A 20,164-nucleotide genomic window follows, 5' to 3' on the forward strand; every position below is an offset into this window, starting at 1 on the left:
ATAATGAATGCTGTCCCGCTCCCTATTTTTCTAGGAATTATGTCCCAAACTGCATTATGTTGGGATTTATATCTCAGATTCTTAACACAACGATTTATTTTACATCGTAACCTTGGTCTTCAATAGCATCTTTCATTTGGGCTATTGTAACTTTATCTTCACTATAACCTACTCTTACTTGACCTTTATCTAAGTCAACTTCAGCAGATGAAACACCATTTAGTTTTGCAAGAGCAGACTCTACTGCATTACGACAATGTTCACAACTCATACCTTCTACATTTAAAGTATCTATTTTCATATTTAAACCTCCACATTTTTTATATTTAGTATTTACCCGTATTATAATATTTTTTACCATATAAAGAGAAGTTTTTATAGTTTCATACGTTTTAAACGTAACGCATTGGTAACAACACTAACTGAACTCAATGCCATTGCTGCACCTGCCACCCATGGCGCAAGTAAACCGCATGCGGCAATTGGAATACCAGCAATATTATAACCAAAAGCCCAGAATAGGTTTTGTTTAATATTATGAATTGTTTTTTCGCTGGCGATAATCGCTTTTGGTAATAAGGAAAGATCGCCACCTAAAATAGTGATGTCACTTGATTCAATGGCAACTTCTGTACCTGTGCCCATGGCAATGCCAACATCTGCTTGTACTAGTGCTGGTGCGTCATTGATACCATCACCCACCATTGCAACTTGATGCTGTTCTCGTTGTAAATCTGCAACATGTGACGCTTTGTCTTCAGGTAAAACATGTGCGATGACTTTATCGATACCAACTTGTTGAGCAATGGCTTTCGCAGTGTGTTCATTGTCACCGGTAAGCATAACAGTTTGAATATTCATATCATGCAGCTGGTGAATCGCTTGCTTTGCAGTAGCTTTCACTGTGTCTGCAACTGCGATCATGCCAGTTAGTTGATTTTTCACTGCGATAAACATAACGGTTTTACCTTCAGACTCTAATTGACGACGTTGCGCATCAAATTTATCTATAGCTATATTATGGTCAGATAACAATTTACGATTACCGATGAGCACGTGCTCATGATCTACGGTAGCTTGAATACCATGGCCGGGCAGATTAGTGAATGATTGTACAGTTGTTAATGTCTGTTTTTGCGCTTGACCATATGTCACGATGGCAGTAGCAAGTGGATGTTCTGAACTATGCTCAGCACTCATGGCTAATTGCAAGGTGCGTGAATCGCCGATATAGTCTGTAACTTGTGGTTTGCCATGTGTGATAGTTCCTGTTTTATCAAAGACAATCGTATCAATATTATGGGTAGTTTCAACAAACGCACCGCCTTTAAATAAAATGCCGTTTTCTGCTGCTTTACCTGTACCTACCATGATAGAAGTTGGTGTGGCTAATCCGAGTGCACATGGACATGCAATAACTAAGACGGAAATGGCTGCAACTAAAGCATCTTCAAAGGAGCCAGGATGGATCCATAGTAACCAAATACTGAATGTTAGAATTGCTATAGCAATGACAGTAGGTACAAAATAACCTGAAATGATGTCAGCAAGTCGTTGAATAGGGGCTTTAGAACCTTGTGCATCTTCTACAACTTTAATGATATTAGCTAAGGCAGTATCTTCACCAACTTTTGTTGCTTTCATTGTAATAACACCTTGCTGATTCATTGTTGAACCGATGACTTCATCATCAATTGTTTTATCTATAGGTAATGATTCACCAGTTAGCATGGATTCATCAATTGCGGTTTGCCCTGAAGTGATGACGCCATCAACAGGAATCTTTTCTCCGGGTTTAACAACGAAATGTTGACCGACTTGTACTTTAGCAAGAGGGATCATCGTTTCAGTGCCATCTTGTTGAACGAGACGTGCAGACTTAGCTTGCAGATTTAACAATTCACTTAAAGCGGATGTGGTTTGTGATTTGGCGCGTGCCTCTAAATATTTTCCAAATAGAATTAACGTGATAAGAACCGCGCTCGTTTCGAAGTAAAGATGTGGTTGATACGTATTCTTAGACAACCACTTTATCATTTCGTAAAGACTATAAAAATATGCAGCACTAGTACCTAGAGCAACGAGTACATCCATATTGGCACCGCCATGGCGTAAATTTTTATAAGCACCTACATAAAATTGCCAACCAATCATAAATTGGATAGGCGTGGCGAGCAGAAATTGGAACCATGGATTCATTAAAATATGAGGCAAGTTCATATGAAACAGATGAATCAACATGGTTAATACTAAAGGAACAGACAGTATAGCTGATACGATGAGTTTATTTCTTTTATGTGCGAGTGCTTGCGCTTTGCGCTTGTGCTGTGTTTCATCATTTTGCTTTAGCTGGGCACCATACCCTAATTGTTTAATTCGTTGGATAAGTGTATCTGCGTCGGTTTGTCCTGGATAATAATCAACTGATGCTTGTTCAGTCGTTAAATTAACGTTGGCTTGATTAACACCAGGTTGTTTACTTAGAACCTTTTCAATGCGATTTGAGCACGCAGCACAAGTCATTCCTGTAATATCGAGTTCCAAGTTATCTGTGGCAACATCGTAACCCAATTGTTGAATTTGAGTGATGAAAGCTTGCAGCGAATATTGGTTTGGATCGTATTCAATATGTGCTTGTTCAGTTGTTAAATTAACTTGGGCAGTGACATGATCTAAGCGATTAAGCTTTTTTTCAATGCGATTTGAACACGCAGCACAAGTCATACCTGTAACAGTTAATGTAGTAGATTTGGTATGGGACATATGCAAACCTCCCTTATATTACTTACTAATATACCCCTACTAGGTATATAGGTCAATCATTCTGTTTGCATATAAAAAAAGACTGAAATCAACCGTAGTGGTAGAAATTTCAATCCTTTAATGTTTTAACGGACTTATAAAGTACGATATAGCATATGTGTAGTTCATTTTCGCAACTTTTATAGGTTCAGTTAAAAGAAGTGTCAAAAGTTAACATAGGTTTAGAAGAAATCAGAAGGGGACAACGATTCAGTTTGCTTAGAATGATGTTGAAATTGATTAACCTTTTCAGCAAAGTTTTCGTGATAATAATTAGATACGTCATCTATAATTGCATAGTTTTCAAACGTTCGAACAAGGCCCAATATGACTAATATAATAAAGACACCTTTTAAAATTCCTTTCATAATTGTAATCTCCTTTGCTATGTCATGGTATAAGTATAGTAAAAATAAATAGCAATTTCATGAGACTTGAGCAGTGATTTTATCTGGTTCTAAAGTAGTAATGAGTGAAAAAATAATAGAGATATTAAGGGTGGAATATAGCCGACAACAATAACGGTTGTTAAAGTGAATATTAGTCATTAAAATGAAACTAATAATGATGTTGTGGAGGAGATTGTAATGACAGAAAAAGAAAAAATGCTTGCTCATCAATGGTATGATGCTAATTATGATACACAATTACATCAAGATTTATTACGTGCAAAGGATTTATGTTATGACTACAATCAAACGCGACCAAGTGATTCAAAAAAACGTATTCAGATTCTAAGTGAGTTGTTAGGTTATGAAACTGAAAATGTAGTTATTAATAGTCCTCTCGATATGGATTATGGTTGGAACGTTAAATTGGGGAAAAATATTTTTGTGAATAGTAATTGTTACTTTATGGATGGTGGAGGTATAACTATAGGTAATAATGTCTTTATAGGACCATCGTGTGGATTTTATACAGCGCACCATCCATTGACGCATCAAGAACGTAATATAGGATTAGAATTAGCACTTCCAATTACAATTGGAAATAATATATGGATAGGTGGTAATGTAGTAGTAACACCAGGGGTAACAATTGGAGACGGTTCAGTTATAGCAGCTGGAGCTGTAGTTACGAAAGATGTTCCACCCAATAGTTTAGTGGCAGGTATTCCTGCCAAGGTAGTAAGAGTCATTGATGATAGTGATTCACCGAAAATATAAATACTGTTAACAGAAATAACAAATCTTTAATGGCTTTAAATAAGAAAAGTCATTAAAGGTTTTTTGTTGAGAAACATTTCAATGAGCTACGTAACTTTATCACGCATAATATACACGATATAATAAAAAAATGATATAATGAAGTGATCTTATATTACTTTCTGTTTTATTGCCAATTGAACCTTTTAGCTATAGTGGTAGTAATAGAATTAATTTTTAAGCAACTAGAAATAATGTTAAATAGTACAACTTAGAAAGGAAAAATTAATATGGCATTAAAGAAATTTATAATTAATCAAATTCAAAGGAAGTTCAAATTTATATCAACTCCTCTTAAGAATAAGAAAAAATCGGCATATACTAGTAAAGTTATGACATATGCTAAATATTACGATAGATTGAAAGTAAAGAATAACTTGATTTTATATCAAGTGAGAGATGGAAAAAGTATTACAGATAGCCCCTATGCTATTTTTAAAAGTTTATTAAACAATAAAAAATATAGAAAGTATACCCATAAATGGGTAGTAGACAATGAAGCTACGCTCAATTTCTATAAACAAAAATTCTCTAAATTTAAGAATATTGAATTTATTATTAAAGAATCTGATGATTATTTAAAAGCTTTAGCAGAATGCAAATATTTATTTAATAACTCAACTTTTCCAGCTTATTATACTAAAAAAGTTGATCAAATCTACGTGAATACCTGGCATGGTACACCTCTCAAATGTATGGGCTTAGATATTGAAGATAGTCTTCGAGGTTCCCAAAACATTATCAAAAACTTTTTACAAAGTGATTATTTAATTAGTCCCAATCAGCACACTACAGAAATATTCAAGAGGGCTTTTGCACTTGAAACGATATATGGAGGACAAATACTTGAAATAGGATATCCTCGAATCGATTTAACATTTAATACAAGTAAACCATCCATATTAAGTAAAATCAGTACACATATTAATTTAGATGGCAGAGAAATAGCATTGTATTGTCCAACATGGAGAGGATCGGATGTTAACAATCCAACTGAAAGTCTGAACAACATTCTAGATGAAATTAAACAGTTGGAAAAGCATATTAACTATCAAGTATTAGTTAAAGTTCATCCATATGCATATCAAGAAGCATTAGAAAATGAAGCGTTACTCCCGTATTTAATACCAGATTATTTTGATACAAATGAGCTATTATCAGCGATAGATTTAATGATCACGGACTATTCAAGTATCTTTTTTGACTTTTTAGTTACAGATAAACCCATCATATTTTATACACCAGATTATGAAGAATATGAAACATCAAGAGGCATGTATATAGGAATAGATGATTTACCCGGACCAGTTTGTCACCACATCGAAGAAGTTATCGATGCTATTCAACAACAAAGCTACTTTTCAGATAAATATCTAAAGAATTATCAACATTTCAAACAAACCTATGTCAATTTAGATAATGGTAGCGTTACCCAAACGCTCATTGATTATGTATTTAAAGGTAAAAAAGTGATAGATCCAGTAACAAATGTTGTAAATAAAAAGAAAATCCTCATTTATCCGGGTGGCATGAAGAATAACGGGATTACTTCTTCGGCCATCAACTTATTAGAGAATCTTGATTATAGCCGTTTTGATGTAACAATATTTCTTAATCGTACTAATAATGCAGAAGTTTTAAATAATTTAAATAATGTAAATGAAAATGTCAGAATTATCTTGAGAAGAGGACCTTTATTTGCGTCATTAAAAGAAATGTATATTGTCAATTTTATTAGGCAAAGAGGTTTGAATAAAGCGTTTGAAAAATGGCTTTATCCTAAAAAAGTTTACGAACGTGATTTCCGTAAAGTATTTGGTAATAGTAAATTTGATTACGCTATCGATTTTAGCGGGTATTCTATGTTTTGGGCTAATCTTATTTTAGCAAGTCATGCGAAACGCAAATTCATCTTTTTACATAGTGATATGAAAGCAGATATGAAGCGCACAATTAATGGTAAAAGACCGCATTATTTAAATGTGAAAGGTGCTATTTCGACATATCAGTATTTTGATAAACTAATCAGTGTATCCGATGCGACGAAACAATTAAATAAAGAGAAGATTAATCAAAAGAACTTAAATAAGAAATTTGCTACTGCTAGAAATACAATTAATATTACTAAAATTAATCAGCTGAAAAATGATGATTCTGATAAATATGAAAAGCATGGTGAATCTTTATTAGTTAATGTGAGAGATAATAAAGTTCACTCTGTTCGATTTAGTGATGAAGATTTTAAAATAGTTACAGTAGGTAGATTGTCACCTGAAAAAGGCTTTGATTTATTGATTGAAGCAGTATTTGAATTAGTGGGACACTATCCTAAAGTAAAGCTTTATATTATAGGAGAAGGCGCACTTAGAAATCAATTACAAAAGCAAATTAAGCAATTAAAATTAGAAGACAATGTATTTTTATTAGGACAACGTAGCAATCCATTTTATATCATGAAACATTCTGATTTATTAGCTTTGACTTCTTACTATGAAGGTCAATCAATGGTATTATTAGAAGCTTTAACATTAGGTATGAACATTTTAGCGTCTGATATTGAGGCAAATCGATATGTCTTAAATGATGGCAAGTTTGGTAAACTTGTTAGTCACGATATTAAAGATATAGCTAAGGCGATTGAACATTTTATCAAAAAAGAAAATGACGTATATGAAACATTTGATTATCTTTCATATAATAAGCAAGCAATTAATGAATTTTATAAGCTACTTAAATAGTTGAAGAGAGATCTGAGATGAAAATAAATGTCTCAGATCTCTCTATTTAATGTTGTTTATTATAATCTAAATAAGCTGCGATACCTGTTGAAATAGTATATTGGGGTGTGTAACCAAGTTGCTGAAGCGGCTTTATGTCAGCTAATGAATGTTTTATATCGCCAACTCTCGGTGGTTCATATCGAACAGGAATGCTATAGCCATAACTATTCTCAAAAGCTTTAAATACATCATTTAAAGTTGTTTGATGGCCAGTTCCTACATTATAGATTAAACCATTCGTACATGAATGATTTAATACCATCCATAACGCTGCCACTAAATCATCAATATAGACAAAATCGCGGGTCTGTTTACCATCACCATAGAATGTAAAAGTTTGATTATGTGAAAATTTATTATTTAAAATAGACAATACACCAGAATAATCTGAAGTTGGATTTTGTTTAGGGCCATATATATTAAAAAATCTTAAACAAGACGTTGGCACATTATAGAGGCTATTATAAATTTTGACATATTGTTCACCAGAAAATTTTTGAATAGCATATGGAGACAATGGACAAATATAAGACTGCGAAACTGATTTTGGTAATTCAGGTAAATCACCATAAACGGCAGCCGATGAAGCAAAGATAAATTTCTTCAAATTGGAATTCCATTTTCGACAAGCCTCTAATAAATTAATCGTAGAATCTATGTTCACTTGGTTAGATTCTATTGGTTTTTCAACGGTTTCAACTACGCTAACCATAGCTGCTAAATGAATAACATAATCAAATTGATATACTTTTATTAATTCAGTTACAAAGTTAAAATCAGTGACATCTTTAATAAAAATATGTTCTTTATCAATAAAAGGGATATTGTCGAGAAATCCTGAACTTAAATTATCTATTACAAATACTTCGATACCTTCTTTTGAAAATTTTTCTGCTACGTGAGAACCGATAAATCCAGCTCCACCCGTAATAAGTGCTTTCATAGTACCACGTCCTTACTCATGATGTCGTTAAAAATATGATAATTATATTATACTTTATTTCTATTATAAAATTAATCCTCTATATAACATTTGTGTCGCGCTGCTTAGAATGATTAAATGTAGGTTACTTAAAGAAAGGTAAGACTTTTCAGATAACATTGTGTAAGCGATTGCAAAAATGGGGGATGTAATAGTAAAATGAACTTAATGATATGAAATATCATTTTATGTAAGACAAAATACGATTTAATTTAAAGCTTTTATAAACTTAGGGGGTAATTAAGAATGGTAGTACCTTTCAAAAATGAACCTGGAATTGACTTTTCAGTGCAAGAAAATGTTGAAAGATTTCAAAAAACATTAGAAAAGGTAAAGCGTGAACTTGGTCAAACACTTCCAATCGTTATTGATGGGAAGCATATCACTAAAGATGATACATTTGATTCAATCAATCCTGCTAATACATCAGAATTAATTGCAAAAGTATCCAAAGCAACTAAAGATGATGTAGAAAAAGCATTCGAATCTTCAAATAAAGCTTATAAATCATGGAGCAAGTGGTCACATAGAGATCGTGCTGAATTATTATTACGTGTAGCTGCAATCATTCGTCGACGTAAGGAAGAAATCTCAGCAGTAATGGTCTATGAAGCAGGTAAACCATGGGACGAAGCGGTAGGTGATGCTGCTGAAGGTATCGATTTTATCGAATATTATGCGCGTTCAATGATGGATTTAGCTGACGGTAAACCAGTATTAGACCGTGAAGGTGAACATAATAGATACTTCTATAAACCAATCGGTACAGGCGTTACAATCCCACCTTGGAATTTCCCATTTGCAATTATGGCAGGTACGACATTAGCGCCAGTGATTGCCGGTAACACAGTACTGTTAAAACCAGCGGAAGACACTGTCCTAACGGCTTATAAATTAATCGAAATTTTAGAAGAAGCAGGTTTACCTAAAGGCGTCGTAAACTTTGTACCTGGTGATCCGAAAGAAATTGGTGATGATTTAGTAGACTCTGTTCACACGCATTTCATCACATTTACAGGTTCACGTGCAACAGGTACACGAATTTACGAACGCAGTGCAGTCGTTCATGAAGGCCAAACATTCTTGAAACGTGTGATTGCAGAGATGGGCGGTAAAGACGCCATTGTAGTAGATGAGAATATTGATACTGACTTGGCTGCAGAAGCAATTGTCACTTCAGCATTCGGCTTTTCTGGTCAAAAATGTTCCGCATGCTCACGTGCCATCGTACACAGTTCTGTTTACGATGAAGTATTAGAGAAAGCGATTGAATTAACAAAAGAGTTAACAGTAGGTAATACTGTAGATAACACATTTATGGGTCCTGTGATTAATAAAAAGCAATTCGATAAAATTAAAAATTATATCGAAATAGGTAGTAAAGAAGGAAAAATTGAAATCGGTGGCGACACAGATGATTCAACAGGTTACTTCATTAAACCTACCATTATTTCAGGGTTGAAATCTTCAGATCAAATTATGCAAGAAGAGATCTTTGGTCCAGTTGTTGGCTTTACAAAGTTTGATACCTTTGATGAAGCGATAGACATTGCCAATGATACAGATTACGGTTTAACAGGTGCTGTGATTACGAATAACCGTGAACATTGGATGAAAGCAGTTAATGAATTTGACGTAGGTAATTTATATCTCAACAGAGGTTGTACTGCAGCGGTAGTAGGCTATCATCCATTTGGTGGTTTCAAAATGTCAGGTACGGATGCTAAAACTGGTAGTCCAGATTACTTATTAAACTTCTTAGAACAAAAAGTTGTTTCAGAAATGTTTTAAAACTTAAACAGGCTGGGATATAAATCCCAGAAAAATAGCGCTCAAATGAATTGAATTCAACTCATCTGAGCGCTTCTTTTTTATTCAATACTACGTATTAACATGTAATTTCACCTTTAAATGTTTAAAAAATAAGGCAGTTTCGTATCATTTAATAAATACTACTAAACTAAATGAACGAGGTGCCTTATGTATAATAACGATAACATGACGCAACATACATTATTAATAGAAGCTTCAATTTTAATCACGGATTTTTAAATTGACGACTTTATGAAATATTTTGTCCATCTTATCCGCATCCATATTGGGATTTTCACATCTAGCCCATTCTACAAAACCTGCTAACGTCGAGTCATAAATATAAAAAATTAAACTTTCTGGAACAGCACGATCGACGATAATGCGATGTTGATTTTCTTTAATATCATTTTTTAAAGTATCAATGATAAATTTCGACACAACTTTTTCAAATTCTTTATCATCTTGTTGCTTTTGTTGAATACGTTGCAATTCGGCTTTATTTTGAAAAGTTGTGTAAATGGTTTTAAAAGGATTGTTGAGCCGTTCTTTAATATCCGTTGCAAGATAATCTTTAGTTAATAATTTGATTAAGTAGATTAGTAAATCATATTTATCATAAAAATGCTTGTAAAACGTTGTGCGATGTACCATAGCGTTATCACAAATTTGGTTGACTGAAATCGTTGTAAACATATGCTTTTCTAATAATTCATATAAGCTCTGAGATAATGCTTTTTTCGTTTTTATAACTCTCAAATCATTATGGTTCATATACAATTCACTCCAAACCGTAGTTTATCTATACATATATCATTAATTATGACTTTAAATACAGAGCAAAAGAATGTAACATATTGGCATGTTAAATAATCTACAATGTATAGTTAAACTATAACGTTGATTTTAGAAGGGGGCAATACTTTGGCAAAATTTTTATATAAATTAGGCACATTTGTAGCGAAGCACAAGTGGTCAAGTTTGATAGCTTGGGTTGTTATCTTGGCGGCAATTATGATTCCATTATCGTTTAACGCACCTAAATTTGATAATGATATTAAAATGAGTGGTCTAAAATCACTAGATACTAATGATAAAATTGAAAAACATTTTAACCAAGATAGTGAAAAGGCATCCATACGTGTAGTTTTAAAATCTTCAAGTGATAATGGTATCGTCTCAAAAAGTATGACAAAAGATATAAAAAAAACACTGAAAGATATTAAGAATGACGATAAACATGTGGATAAAATATCAGATCCATATCAAACAAAACAAATTAGTAAAGATAAATCGACGGCAATTGCCGAAATTACTTATGACAAATCAGCAACATCTTTATCGGATAAATCACGCGATAACGTGAAAGATCATTTAAAAGATTTACGAGATGACCATAATGTACAAACAGAACTCACTGGTAATGGCATGCAAACAAATGAAGTTGGCGGTTCGTCTGAACTTGTAGGTGTGATTGTGGCTTTCGTTGTCTTATTAATCACATTTGGTTCTTTTATAGCAGCAGGTCTACCTATTGTCAGTGCATTAATTGGTCTAGGTAGTGGTGTAGGTATTATTAGTTTATTAACATTTGCATTTGATATACCTAATGTAACGTTGACGCTGGCGGTAATGATTGGATTAGCAGTGGGTATTGATTATGCGCTATTTATTCTTTTCCGATATCGTCAAGTGATGAAGACGGAAACAGATTATATCAAAGGTGTTGGTTTAGCAGTTGGCACGGCGGGTAGTGCAGTTATCTTTGCTGGTGTGACAGTTATAATTGCGGTCTGTGGCTTATCGTTAGTAGGCATTGATTTCTTATCTGTCATGGGATTTGCGTCTGCAATAAGTGTCGCGTTTGCTGTGTTTAGCGCATTGACTTTATTGCCAGCGTTGATTAGTATTTTTCATAATCAAATCAAGCCAAAAACAACCAAATCAGAATTTAAGAATCATGTTGATACACCATGGTCTAAGTTTGTAGTTGGCAATTCATTAGCTGCTGTATTATTAGGTTTAATTATTTTAGTGGCAGCAGCGATACCTGTGAGTCATATGCGGTTAGCGATACCTGATGATGGTGTGAAACCAAGTGACACGACACAGAAAAAAGCATATGATATTATTTCAGATAAATTTGGTGAAGGTTTCAATGGCCAAATACCAATGTTGATCAATGTAAAAGATCAAAAAGATAATCCTCAACAATTACAGAAAGACTTAAAATCATTGTATAAAGACGTTAGTGACATGAAAAACGTTGATGTTGTATCACAACCTCAAATGAGTAAAAACAATGATTATGCACTTATGGCAGTGATTCCTAAAAAAGGTCCAAATACTGAAGCAACGAATGATTTAGTACAAGATTTGCGCGATTATAATAAAGACGCCAAAGATAAGTATGGTTTTAAAACAGAAATTTCAGGACAAAGTGTCATTAATATAGACATGTCTAAGAAATTAAACGAAGCTATTCCACTCTTTGCAGGTGTGATTGTTATTCTAGCATTTGTACTGTTAATGATTGTCTTTAGATCTATCATTATCCCATTAAAAGCAGTTCTTGGATTTGTACTATCCTTAATGGCCACTTTAGGATTTACGACACTCGTTATGCAAGACGGCTTTATGAAAGGTCTTTTCGGTGTTGAAACAACGGGGCCAATGTTAGCATTCTTACCGGTTATCACAATAGGTATTTTATTCGGTCTAGCAATGGATTATGAGGTCTTCTTAATGTCTCGCATTCATGAAGAATATAGTAAAACACGTGATAATGCCTATTCCATTAAAGTGGGATTAAAAGAAAGCGGACCTGTAATCATTGCAGCAGCACTCATTATGTTTAGTGTATTCTTTGCATTTGTATTCCAAGAAGATGTAATGATTAAATCAATGGGTATGGCACTATCATTTGGTGTGCTCTTTGATGCGTTTGTTGTGCGTATGATGATTATTCCAGCACTAACTCAATTATTTGGTAAGGCATCATGGTATTTACCAGGTTGGTTAAGCCGCATTATTCCACACATAGACATTGAAGGTCATGCACTAGAAAGTATGAAGACACCAAGTGGTGATAGTTATCAACAACATCGCCATACAGAAAACTATACACAGTCATTTAATATTACGTCTACTCCAAATGCATCATCACAAGAATTAAATCAATCATCCATGCGTATGATTCAAGTAGACCAGCCGACGTATGAGTTGTATCACGCAATTCAGCAACGTACACATGATACACATTTCTTATATCGTGCGCTAAAAAATTATCAACAACAGCAAACAGATCATTTTGATGACAGTCGGTATAATCAAAGTGAATTAGAGATAACACAATTGTTACAGACACAAAGTGATAATATAAAACAATTAAACGAACTTATAGCACAACAACTAAAACAAAATAAAAAATAGCAATTTTAACCCTTCAAATCATATGCAGATTTGAAGGGTTTCTATTATGCGAGAAGCACAGAGCGTTTGATGGTAATGATAAAGGGTATCAGAATATAAGTAGTCAAATAATAGGGGGACGCATGATGAAAGGCACAAAACAAATAGACAAAATGTTGCAAGACAATGATAAACAACTTTCAAAGTTATTTAAATATGATAAAAAGAAGGCACTCACATTTTCAAAGGAAGATCGTGAGGAAGTAGCGGATAAATATGGAGTATTTGTCATATTTGATAATAAAACACCAATCTTTGTTGGACAATCAGGTGGCTATTCTACAGGATACCAACCTATTACACGAGATTTAGCTTATAAACTAGGACAGTTTAACTTAAAATCTGGTGTTGGTACAGCTAAATTTAAAAAAGGACTTGCTGCAACTAAAACATTAGATGTTACTGACACGTCGCTAATTACAGCCGAAGCGCTTAATCTTAAATTTCAATATATTAATGTTAAAAATGAACCCGCATTCATTAATATTTTAGAATTTTTAGCAATAGAGTATGCCAAGAATAAAGGCTATCATTTAATCAATTATTATGATATTAATCTAGATTAGCACAGAATAATATACAGAGGAACAAAATTATGACTATAACAATACATTATAAAAATGATCAGCAGCAATGCGTGAGCACGACGAATTGGGAAAATGTCCCATCTGCAGCATCGTTAAAATGGATGGATGTAGTAAATCCAACAGCAGAAGAAAAAAAGCTAATCACAGAACGTTTTGCATTAATTGAGCGTCATATTGAAGAATCCGTATATTTAATGAGTCGGCCGAAATTTATTTTAAATGAGCAACAGCAAAGTACATATGTATTATTGCATGCGATTGATGATCATAACTTTTCAGCGCATCCAATGAGTATTCATGTCAATAAACAGTGGATGATTACCATTCATCGTACGGAGCTGGATGCGATTAACCAGTTACAAAATGCATGGCAACAACAGCAGTTGGATATTAAGTCAACAGATGATTTGGCGCTTCAGCTCATAGATATTATTACTAAAAATTATTTTCGATTTATTGATGAAGTAGAGGATCGCGTTTTTTCATTTGAAAATCAAAATGTTGACCGTACTAACAATAAGAAGTTGATGGATGATGTTTATGATATCCGTTCTGAAATTATAAAGCTAAAACGAGTGCTAATTCCTATGGAACAACTATTAGCACAAGTTGTTGACGAGGATATGTATACGATTGCACAACAACAGCGCTGGTTATTTAAACATATTCACAGTCGGTTACAACATCAACGTGATACGTTAATTTCATGCGAACAAATTACGGACGATATTAAAGATAATAATGAATCTTATCGTTCTAATCGAATTAATCGTGTGATGAACGTCTTAACTATCATTTCTTCGATTTTCTTCCCGTTATCGTTTTTAACAGGTTGGTATGGGATGAACTTTAAATATATGCCCGAACTCAACTGGCATTATAGTTACTTTGCTTTTATCGGTATTTCGCTTATAGTAACTATAACGTTAATTTTATTTTTTAAAAAGAAAGATTGGCTATGACGCAGTGATGCTAGTGAGAAGGAGGTATGCTGATGACATACGCTATGAAATATGATGCACCAGTAGGGCCGTTAACAATTCTATCAGACGGTGAATCAATAACCCAAGTTTTATTTGCTAATCAAGCTTGCTCTGATGAAATGATACAGACTGGCAACGTTCCTATCTTGCAACAAGCTGAAGCATGGTTAGATTGTTATTTTTCAGGGGAAAAGCCACAGTCTTCACTGAAATTAAAACCAGAAGGGACACCATTTCAGCAAAAGGTTTGGCAATTGTTAAGTGAAATTCCATATGGCCACGTTGTAACCTATGGAGAACTGGCAACAAAGATAGCGAAACAGCTTGGGAAGTCACATATGTCAGCACAAGCAGTCGGTGGTGCAGTAGGAAGGAATCCCATTTCTATTATTGTGCCATGTCATCGTGTAGTTGGTAAAGATGGAAGCTTAACTGGCTTTGGCGGCACGATTGATAATAAAATAAAATTATTACAACTTGAAGGCGTCAACATGTCGGCACTTTACCGACCTAAGTACAGCACAAAGCCTTAACTATCTCAAAGGCATAAAAAGACCATCCAACAAGTTAAAGTGCTTGTTGAATGGTCTTTCAAAGATTTAGAACATTATATTAGTGGAATAATCCAATAATAAAGTCTACACCTTTAGCAAGTGCTTCTGCAATGCTAGTACCCATTGTAGCCCAGTCTTTGTCTAAACCTGCTTGTACTGCTTTAGAAATTGCTTCAAAAATTCCGTCCATGATATGTTCGCTCCTTTAAAAATATTTTTATTTTAAATAGTATTATTTATTATATTTGAGATTAACCAAATAAGCCTGAAATTGCGTCAATGCCTTTAGCAAGTGCTTCTGCAATGCTAGTGCCCATTGTAGCCCAATCTTTATCTAAACCTGCTTGTACTGCTTTAGTAATTGCTTCAATGATACCTGACATATTGTAAACGCTCCTTTTTACGATTATTGTTAAAGTCTCAATTTATATTTTAGTTAAAGAAACCAGCGATAAAGTCTACACCTTTAGCGATTGCATCAGCAATGCTTGTAGCCATTGTAGCCCAATCTTTATCTAAACCAGCTTGAACTGCTTTTGAAATTGCATCTACGATACCTGACATGTAAATCCACTCCTTTATATAGTATTAGTCCTAATCTCCCTTATTTAAAAACTATTTTTTGCGGAATGTATCAACTAAAGTTTTGATCAACTTAATGATACCGCCAATAATATCTGCAATCATCATTGTAGTTACCTCCTTTATTGTGTGCCTCTTACTATCTAGAATTATAGAGTAGATTTTGTAGATTTAGTGAAATTGTGCCTAAGTTATGTTTATCAGTACAAAAGTGTCAACCTTATAACAGTTAGGAATATAGTAAAAATCGCTGTAATTATCTCAATATCAAAGGTTTAGCGTGATTGTAAATCTAGTGTAAATAACGAAAAAGCACAAAAATGCAACACTTTGGAAATGTGTGTGCAAAGACGAAAAGAGTTGCAAGCAATTATAATTAAAAATAAATATAGATAATGAATTTTGTGCTACATATGTTTATTTATAACCTAGTGTAACGAGATGTCACATTGTTAAACTTTGCGATAACGTTTTAAACCAATTATATTTAGCAATATAAAGGCAAGCATAAAGATAACTATAATAGTCAAGTCTAACCAAATATCTTGCCAACCCAAGCCTTTAATCATGACATTGGTTAATGCATTGCCAGCATAGCGCAGTGGGAATAAGTATCCAAGGCTACTTAACCACTGAGGCATATTTTCTAGTGGGAAAATACCTGAAAAGAATACTTGTGGTACAGCGACAATAGGAATAAATTGAATCATTTGAAATTCAGAATTTGCAAATGTGGAAATGAAAATACCCATAGCTAAAGCTGTAAAAGCTAATAATATATTAATCAGCAAGACATACCCAAGATGTCCAGCTAAATTTATTTGTAATAAATAAATTGAGAACAGTACAATAATTAAAGTTTGTACAATAGCAAATGCACCATATCCAATAAGATAACCAAAGACGATTTCACTGCGTCGAATAGATGTTGCCAACAAGCGTTCTAATGTTCCTGTTGTACGTTCTCGTAGCAAAGCAATGCCTGAAATCAAAAATACAAATAAAAAAACAAAGAAGCCCATGAGGATTGGGAACATTTTATCAAAATAGGTACTATCTGCTGAACCATATAAATAATGGGCATCAACTGTTAATGTATTACTCGTTTTCTGCAATTGAGATTGTGGCAGCTTATGCATCATTGTAGTTACTTCTGACATTTTATTATGTTGAATAGCTTTGCCAATCATTTGCTTTACTGCCGATGATTTACTTGGATCTTCATTCTTATAGATAACTTGAAGTTTGTGATGGGTCTGATAAACAAAAGCATCTAAATCATGGTGTTCAATCTTATTTTTTATATCTTTATTCGTGCTAAAGCGTTGAATGTCAGTATGTTTGGTTTCGAGTTGGCTCGTGATGTTTGACGTCACAGAATCTGCCACGCCAATTTTTAACGTATCATCATCATTGCCATTAAAAATAAAATACATAAGTGTTAGGATAAGCAGTGGTGCTAGAAACATCAATGCGAGCGTACGTTTATCACGTAAAAGCTCTTTAATTACACGTTGGATGATTGCGATAAGTTTCATATGTCTTGCCCCTCTTCAGCTTTAATAAAAACATCTTCAATAGATTGCGCGTTAAATTGTTGCTTTAATGCTGATGGCGTATCGAGCGCAACTAATTGTCCGTCAATAATTAGTCCTACTTTATCACAACGTTCGGCTTCATCCATGACATGTGTTGTAACTACTACACTTTGTCCTTTACGAGTTAAGTCTTTAAGCTGTTGCCAAACATGTTGTCGCAATTTTGGGTCAATACCGACTGTAGGTTCATCTAAAATAATCAACTCAGGTTTAGAAAGTAGGGTGATAGCCAATGATAATCGTCGCTTCATTCCTCCAGAAAAAGTGTGAACAGGTTTATCAATGGCATGCATTAAATCTACTAAGTCCATGGCTTCCAACATATTATCAGTTAGGCTTTCGCCTTTTAAGCCAGCCAAACGCCCAAAAAATAATAAATTTTCACGTGCTGTTAAGCTTTCATATAGTGCATCTGTTTGTCCCATATAACCTATACGACTTAATACTTTACGATTAGGCATTGCTTGATTAAAGATAGTTGCTGAACCAGAGTTAAGCTTTTCCATACCAAGTAAACATTTAATTGTTGTAGTTTTACCACAACCACTAGGTCCGATTAAGCCTAATAGTTCACCTTGGTTGATAGTGAGACTAATTTGATTAAGTACAGGCTCTTTATTGAATGATTTTTCAGCTCGTGATAGTTGTGCAATAGGTGTTTTTGTCATAATTTCTCCTCCTTATTGACACAGTGTCTAATTTCTATATATTAAATATAAACCAATTGATATAAGGTAGAACAATAATTGTTGATTTATTAGACACACTATTATGTTTTGTATAGAAAAAATTAAAGAGGCGGTGCCATATGAAACAAGAACAGTTGATGGATAAGCGCGTATTGCGTACTCAAAAACGTTTACGTGAATCGATGTTACAGCTACTAGAAGAACAACATTATAATGATATATCGGTTAAAGATATTTGTGAAGCAAGTGGTGTAAGTCGTGCTACTTTCTATTTGCATTATAAAGATAAAGAAGATTTTATTATGACATACCAGCAAGAGGTTATCAAAAGCATTAAAAAGCGTATTTTAAAGGTTCAATTCGATAATAAAATACAATTCTTTGAAAATGTCTTAAACTTTTGGGAACAAGAGGGGAGTATTTTTTTAAAACTGATTGAGGATAAAGGTGCGCATATGATTCATCAAGATATTAAACGCAATTTGCAACAGAATATTGAAGTGCGTTTAATTCCATTTTTAAAGACACAGACCTTAACACATAAAGAAAAATATTTTTTAATTATTTTTATGAGTAATGCTATTTTCGGTGTATTACAAGATTGGGTGCAGAGAGGAAGAAAAGAAAAGCCGAAAGAAGTCGCTATGATTATGAATCATATTTTGACTACAGTATTTGATTGAGTTAGCCATGGAGAAATTTTTAACATTTTATATGGAAAAACAGTTTGAGATATAAGTATGTTTTGGGCTATAAACTATATGTATTGGCAGTAGTTGACTGGATTGAAAAATAAGCTGGATACCAAGCTTTTTTCAATCCTAGTCAACCTTGCCGGAGCGGGACTACGAATCCATTATGAGTTCTGTTCCGCTCCCCATTTTATAGGTCACTGTTGTGGCGTGTGGTAATGTCTAATATTATCAGAAATACGTTCAAGATAGAATATTTGATTTTGTTGACTCGCAGCTTCTTTTGAATGATCAAACTGTAATTGGTCAAAGCGATTAAAGAAATCTTCGTATTGTTCTATAGAAAGTTCGATACGTTGATCAAGACTATTTTGATGCGCTTTATGACTCAGATGTTGTTCAAAATCTTCAACTAAAGTAGCACTGAAAAATTCTCCAACAGAACCGGAACCATAACTGAATAAACCAATTGTTTGCCCGGCGTGTAAGTCATGATGCTCTAACAATGAAATTAAGCTTAAATATAACGAACCTGTATAGATGTTACCTACATAGCGATTATAATGTGTAGCTGCTTGATAACCAGTTTCTAAGCGTTCAGCTGTAGCTTCATCAGTATCAGTTAAAATAGAATCCAATGCTTTTTTACCCATTTTAGTAAAAGGAACATGGAAACATAACGCAGCAAAATCAGCTAATGATTTATGTTGGCGAGATGCATAAGTCTTCCATGCTTGTTGGAAAGAACGAATATAGGCATCTTTAGATAGAGCACCATCGACAAGTGGGTAATGATGACCGCTTGGTCTCCAGAAGTCATAAACGTCTTCAGTATATGCTAAAGCGTCATCATTTAATGTTAAAATACGTGGGTTATGTGAAATGAGCATTGCTACAGCTCCAGCACCTTGAGTTGGCTCACCGCCTGTGTTAAGACCATATCGTGCCGTATCACTAGCAATAACCAATACTTTTTCATTAGGACGTGTTGCTAAGTAATCTTTAGCAAGTTGAATCGCTGGTGTGGCAGCATAACAAGCTTCTTTCATTTCAAAGCAACGTGCATAGGGTTGAATCCCAAGAAGATGGTGTATTTGAACGGCAGCCGCTTTTGCTGAATCGATAGCGGACTCTGTTGCTACAATGACCATTCCAATATGATTTTTGTCATCATCTGTTATAATATCTTTAGCAGCATTAGCTCCCATTGATACAATATCTTGGTTAACTGGACTTACCGCCATGTGTGTTTGTCCAATACCAATTAAATACTTATTAGGATCAACTTGGCGTGCTTGTGCAAGCTTAACCATGTCTATAAAATAATTAGGAATATAAAAGTTAATTTTATCGATACCTATATTCATATGGGCATTACATCCTTTCGATTAATTTAATTAAAATGGTAGCCATATTTAATCATTATC

18 protein-coding genes and 1 pseudogene are annotated in these 20,164 nt (G+C 33.8%); 8 read left to right on the forward strand and 11 right to left on the reverse strand.

Going from position 1 to position 20,164, the window contains the following annotated elements:
- Positions 1-94: 94 nt before the first annotated feature.
- The 3 genes from copZ to HMPREF2597_RS08855 form a co-directional block, all read right to left on the reverse strand.
- Positions 95-301, reverse strand: a complete 207-nt coding sequence (gene copZ, locus HMPREF2597_RS08845) for a copper chaperone CopZ (RefSeq protein ID WP_002478585.1) — start codon at positions 299-301, stop codon at positions 95-97.
- A gap of 74 nt (positions 302-375) precedes the next feature.
- Positions 376-2,763 carry a heavy metal translocating P-type ATPase gene (locus HMPREF2597_RS08850; protein WP_002478586.1) on the reverse strand — a complete coding sequence of 796 codons (2,388 nt, stop codon included), beginning with the start codon at positions 2,761-2,763 and terminating at the stop codon, positions 376-378.
- Positions 2,764-2,984: 221 nt separating this feature from the next.
- A complete protein-coding gene (locus HMPREF2597_RS08855; RefSeq protein WP_002460500.1) occupies positions 2,985-3,170 on the reverse strand; it encodes a hypothetical protein in 186 nt (61 codons plus the stop codon).
- Between the two features lie 219 nt (positions 3,171-3,389).
- Here HMPREF2597_RS08855 and HMPREF2597_RS08860 point away from each other — a divergent pair, with 219 nt between their 5' ends.
- Complete coding sequence (locus HMPREF2597_RS08860; RefSeq protein ID WP_002478587.1) at positions 3,390-3,968, forward strand: sugar O-acetyltransferase; 579 nt, start codon at positions 3,390-3,392, stop codon at positions 3,966-3,968.
- A gap of 269 nt (positions 3,969-4,237) precedes the next feature.
- Positions 4,238-6,745, forward strand: a complete 2,508-nt coding sequence (locus HMPREF2597_RS08865) for a glycosyltransferase (protein ID WP_002478588.1) — start codon at positions 4,238-4,240, stop codon at positions 6,743-6,745.
- A 46-nt stretch (positions 6,746-6,791) separates the two neighbouring features.
- Here HMPREF2597_RS08865 and HMPREF2597_RS08870 read toward each other — a convergent pair whose 3' ends face one another.
- Positions 6,792-7,730, reverse strand: a complete 939-nt coding sequence (locus HMPREF2597_RS08870) for an NAD-dependent epimerase/dehydratase family protein (RefSeq protein ID WP_002478589.1) — start codon at positions 7,728-7,730, stop codon at positions 6,792-6,794.
- 285 nt (positions 7,731-8,015) lie between these two features.
- Here HMPREF2597_RS08870 and pruA point away from each other — a divergent pair, with 285 nt between their 5' ends.
- Positions 8,016-9,560 carry an L-glutamate gamma-semialdehyde dehydrogenase gene (pruA, locus tag HMPREF2597_RS08875; RefSeq protein WP_002460496.1) on the forward strand — a complete coding sequence of 515 codons (1,545 nt, stop codon included), beginning with the start codon at positions 8,016-8,018 and terminating at the stop codon, positions 9,558-9,560.
- A 243-nt stretch (positions 9,561-9,803) separates the two neighbouring features.
- On the opposite strand, the gene HMPREF2597_RS08880 is transcribed toward pruA, so the two are convergent.
- Positions 9,804-10,355 carry a TetR/AcrR family transcriptional regulator gene (locus HMPREF2597_RS08880; RefSeq protein ID WP_002478590.1) on the reverse strand — a complete coding sequence of 184 codons (552 nt, stop codon included), beginning with the start codon at positions 10,353-10,355 and terminating at the stop codon, positions 9,804-9,806.
- Between the two features lie 150 nt (positions 10,356-10,505).
- Between HMPREF2597_RS08880 and HMPREF2597_RS08885 the strand changes: the two are divergent.
- From HMPREF2597_RS08885 to HMPREF2597_RS08900, 4 genes and pseudogenes are all read left to right on the forward strand, one after another.
- A pseudogene (locus HMPREF2597_RS08885) lies at positions 10,506-12,660 on the forward strand (MMPL family transporter); the annotation flags it as partial.
- Between the two features lie 478 nt (positions 12,661-13,138).
- Positions 13,139-13,618: a hypothetical protein gene (locus HMPREF2597_RS08890; RefSeq protein ID WP_002478592.1), complete on the forward strand. Its 480-nt coding sequence runs from the start codon at positions 13,139-13,141 to the stop codon at positions 13,616-13,618.
- A 29-nt stretch (positions 13,619-13,647) separates the two neighbouring features.
- Positions 13,648-14,601, forward strand: coding sequence for a CorA metal ion transporter family protein (locus tag HMPREF2597_RS08895; protein WP_002478593.1), 954 nt, complete (start codon positions 13,648-13,650; stop codon positions 14,599-14,601).
- Between the two features lie 32 nt (positions 14,602-14,633).
- Complete coding sequence (locus HMPREF2597_RS08900; protein WP_002478594.1) at positions 14,634-15,155, forward strand: methylated-DNA--[protein]-cysteine S-methyltransferase; 522 nt, start codon at positions 14,634-14,636, stop codon at positions 15,153-15,155.
- A gap of 79 nt (positions 15,156-15,234) precedes the next feature.
- Here HMPREF2597_RS08900 and HMPREF2597_RS08905 read toward each other — a convergent pair whose 3' ends face one another.
- The 5 genes from HMPREF2597_RS08905 to HMPREF2597_RS08925 form a co-directional block, all read right to left on the reverse strand.
- Entirely contained in the window at positions 15,235-15,366 is a 132-nt protein-coding gene (locus HMPREF2597_RS08905) for a beta-class phenol-soluble modulin (protein ID WP_002460486.1), read from the reverse strand.
- A 61-nt stretch (positions 15,367-15,427) separates the two neighbouring features.
- Positions 15,428-15,559, reverse strand: a complete 132-nt coding sequence (locus HMPREF2597_RS08910) for a beta-class phenol-soluble modulin (protein WP_002478595.1) — start codon at positions 15,557-15,559, stop codon at positions 15,428-15,430.
- A 49-nt stretch (positions 15,560-15,608) separates the two neighbouring features.
- Positions 15,609-15,740 (reverse strand): beta-class phenol-soluble modulin, encoded by a 132-nt coding sequence (locus tag HMPREF2597_RS08915; protein ID WP_002460483.1) that lies wholly within the window; start codon positions 15,738-15,740, stop codon positions 15,609-15,611.
- Between the two features lie 470 nt (positions 15,741-16,210).
- Positions 16,211-17,296, reverse strand: a complete 1,086-nt coding sequence (locus tag HMPREF2597_RS08920; protein WP_002460481.1) for an ABC transporter permease — start codon at positions 17,294-17,296, stop codon at positions 16,211-16,213.
- A complete protein-coding gene (locus HMPREF2597_RS08925) occupies positions 17,293-18,024 on the reverse strand; it encodes an ABC transporter ATP-binding protein (protein ID WP_002460479.1) in 732 nt (243 codons plus the stop codon). Before HMPREF2597_RS08925 ends, HMPREF2597_RS08920 begins: the two co-directional genes overlap by 4 nt.
- Positions 18,025-18,164: 140 nt before the next feature.
- Between HMPREF2597_RS08925 and HMPREF2597_RS08930 the strand changes: the two genes are divergently transcribed.
- The gene (locus HMPREF2597_RS08930; protein ID WP_002460478.1) at positions 18,165-18,728 is read left to right on the forward strand and encodes a TetR/AcrR family transcriptional regulator; all 564 of its coding nucleotides are present in this window, start codon (positions 18,165-18,167) and stop codon (positions 18,726-18,728) included.
- Positions 18,729-18,934: 206 nt separating this feature from the next.
- Here HMPREF2597_RS08930 and HMPREF2597_RS08935 read toward each other — a convergent pair whose 3' ends face one another.
- Positions 18,935-20,104, reverse strand: coding sequence for a hydroxymethylglutaryl-CoA synthase (locus HMPREF2597_RS08935; protein WP_002478597.1), 1,170 nt, complete (start codon positions 20,102-20,104; stop codon positions 18,935-18,937).
- Between the last annotated feature and the right edge of the window lie 60 nt (positions 20,105-20,164).

The sequence above is a fragment of the Staphylococcus sp. HMSC063A07 genome (genome assembly GCF_001836955.1).
GTDB lineage: Bacteria > Bacillota > Bacilli > Staphylococcales > Staphylococcaceae > Staphylococcus > Staphylococcus lugdunensis.

Bases quoted from the DNA above. Each gene is read 5' to 3' on its own strand.
- HMPREF2597_RS08870 (WP_002478589.1), bottom strand. From the start codon at position 7,730: ATGAAAGCACTTATTACGGGTGGAGCTGGATTTATCGGTTCTCACGTA.
- HMPREF2597_RS08860 (WP_002478587.1), top strand. From the start codon at position 3,390: ATGACAGAAAAAGAAAAAATGCTTGCTCATCAATGGTATGATGCTAAT.
- HMPREF2597_RS08930 (WP_002460478.1), top strand. From the start codon at position 18,165: ATGAAACAAGAACAGTTGATGGATAAGCGCGTATTGCGTACTCAAAAA.
- HMPREF2597_RS08890 (WP_002478592.1), top strand. From the start codon at position 13,139: ATGAAAGGCACAAAACAAATAGACAAAATGTTGCAAGACAATGATAAA.
- HMPREF2597_RS08855 (WP_002460500.1), bottom strand. From the start codon at position 3,170: ATGAAAGGAATTTTAAAAGGTGTCTTTATTATATTAGTCATATTGGGC.
- HMPREF2597_RS08925 (WP_002460479.1), bottom strand. From the start codon at position 18,024: ATGACAAAAACACCTATTGCACAACTATCACGAGCTGAAAAATCATTC.
- HMPREF2597_RS08880 (WP_002478590.1), bottom strand. From the start codon at position 10,355: ATGAACCATAATGATTTGAGAGTTATAAAAACGAAAAAAGCATTATCT.
- HMPREF2597_RS08920 (WP_002460481.1), bottom strand. From the start codon at position 17,296: ATGAAACTTATCGCAATCATCCAACGTGTAATTAAAGAGCTTTTACGT.
- HMPREF2597_RS08910 (WP_002478595.1), bottom strand. From the start codon at position 15,559: ATGTCAGGTATCATTGAAGCAATTACTAAAGCAGTACAAGCAGGTTTA.
- HMPREF2597_RS08900 (WP_002478594.1), top strand. From the start codon at position 14,634: ATGACATACGCTATGAAATATGATGCACCAGTAGGGCCGTTAACAATT.
- HMPREF2597_RS08850 (WP_002478586.1), bottom strand. From the start codon at position 2,763: ATGTCCCATACCAAATCTACTACATTAACTGTTACAGGTATGACTTGT.
- copZ (WP_002478585.1), bottom strand. From the start codon at position 301: ATGAAAATAGATACTTTAAATGTAGAAGGTATGAGTTGTGAACATTGT.
- HMPREF2597_RS08935 (WP_002478597.1), bottom strand. From the start codon at position 20,104: ATGAATATAGGTATCGATAAAATTAACTTTTATATTCCTAATTATTTT.
- HMPREF2597_RS08865 (WP_002478588.1), top strand. From the start codon at position 4,238: ATGGCATTAAAGAAATTTATAATTAATCAAATTCAAAGGAAGTTCAAA.
- pruA (WP_002460496.1), top strand. From the start codon at position 8,016: ATGGTAGTACCTTTCAAAAATGAACCTGGAATTGACTTTTCAGTGCAA.
- HMPREF2597_RS08905 (WP_002460486.1), bottom strand. From the start codon at position 15,366: ATGGACGGAATTTTTGAAGCAATTTCTAAAGCAGTACAAGCAGGTTTA.
- HMPREF2597_RS08915 (WP_002460483.1), bottom strand. From the start codon at position 15,740: ATGTCAGGTATCGTAGATGCAATTTCAAAAGCAGTTCAAGCTGGTTTA.
- HMPREF2597_RS08895 (WP_002478593.1), top strand. From the start codon at position 13,648: ATGACTATAACAATACATTATAAAAATGATCAGCAGCAATGCGTGAGC.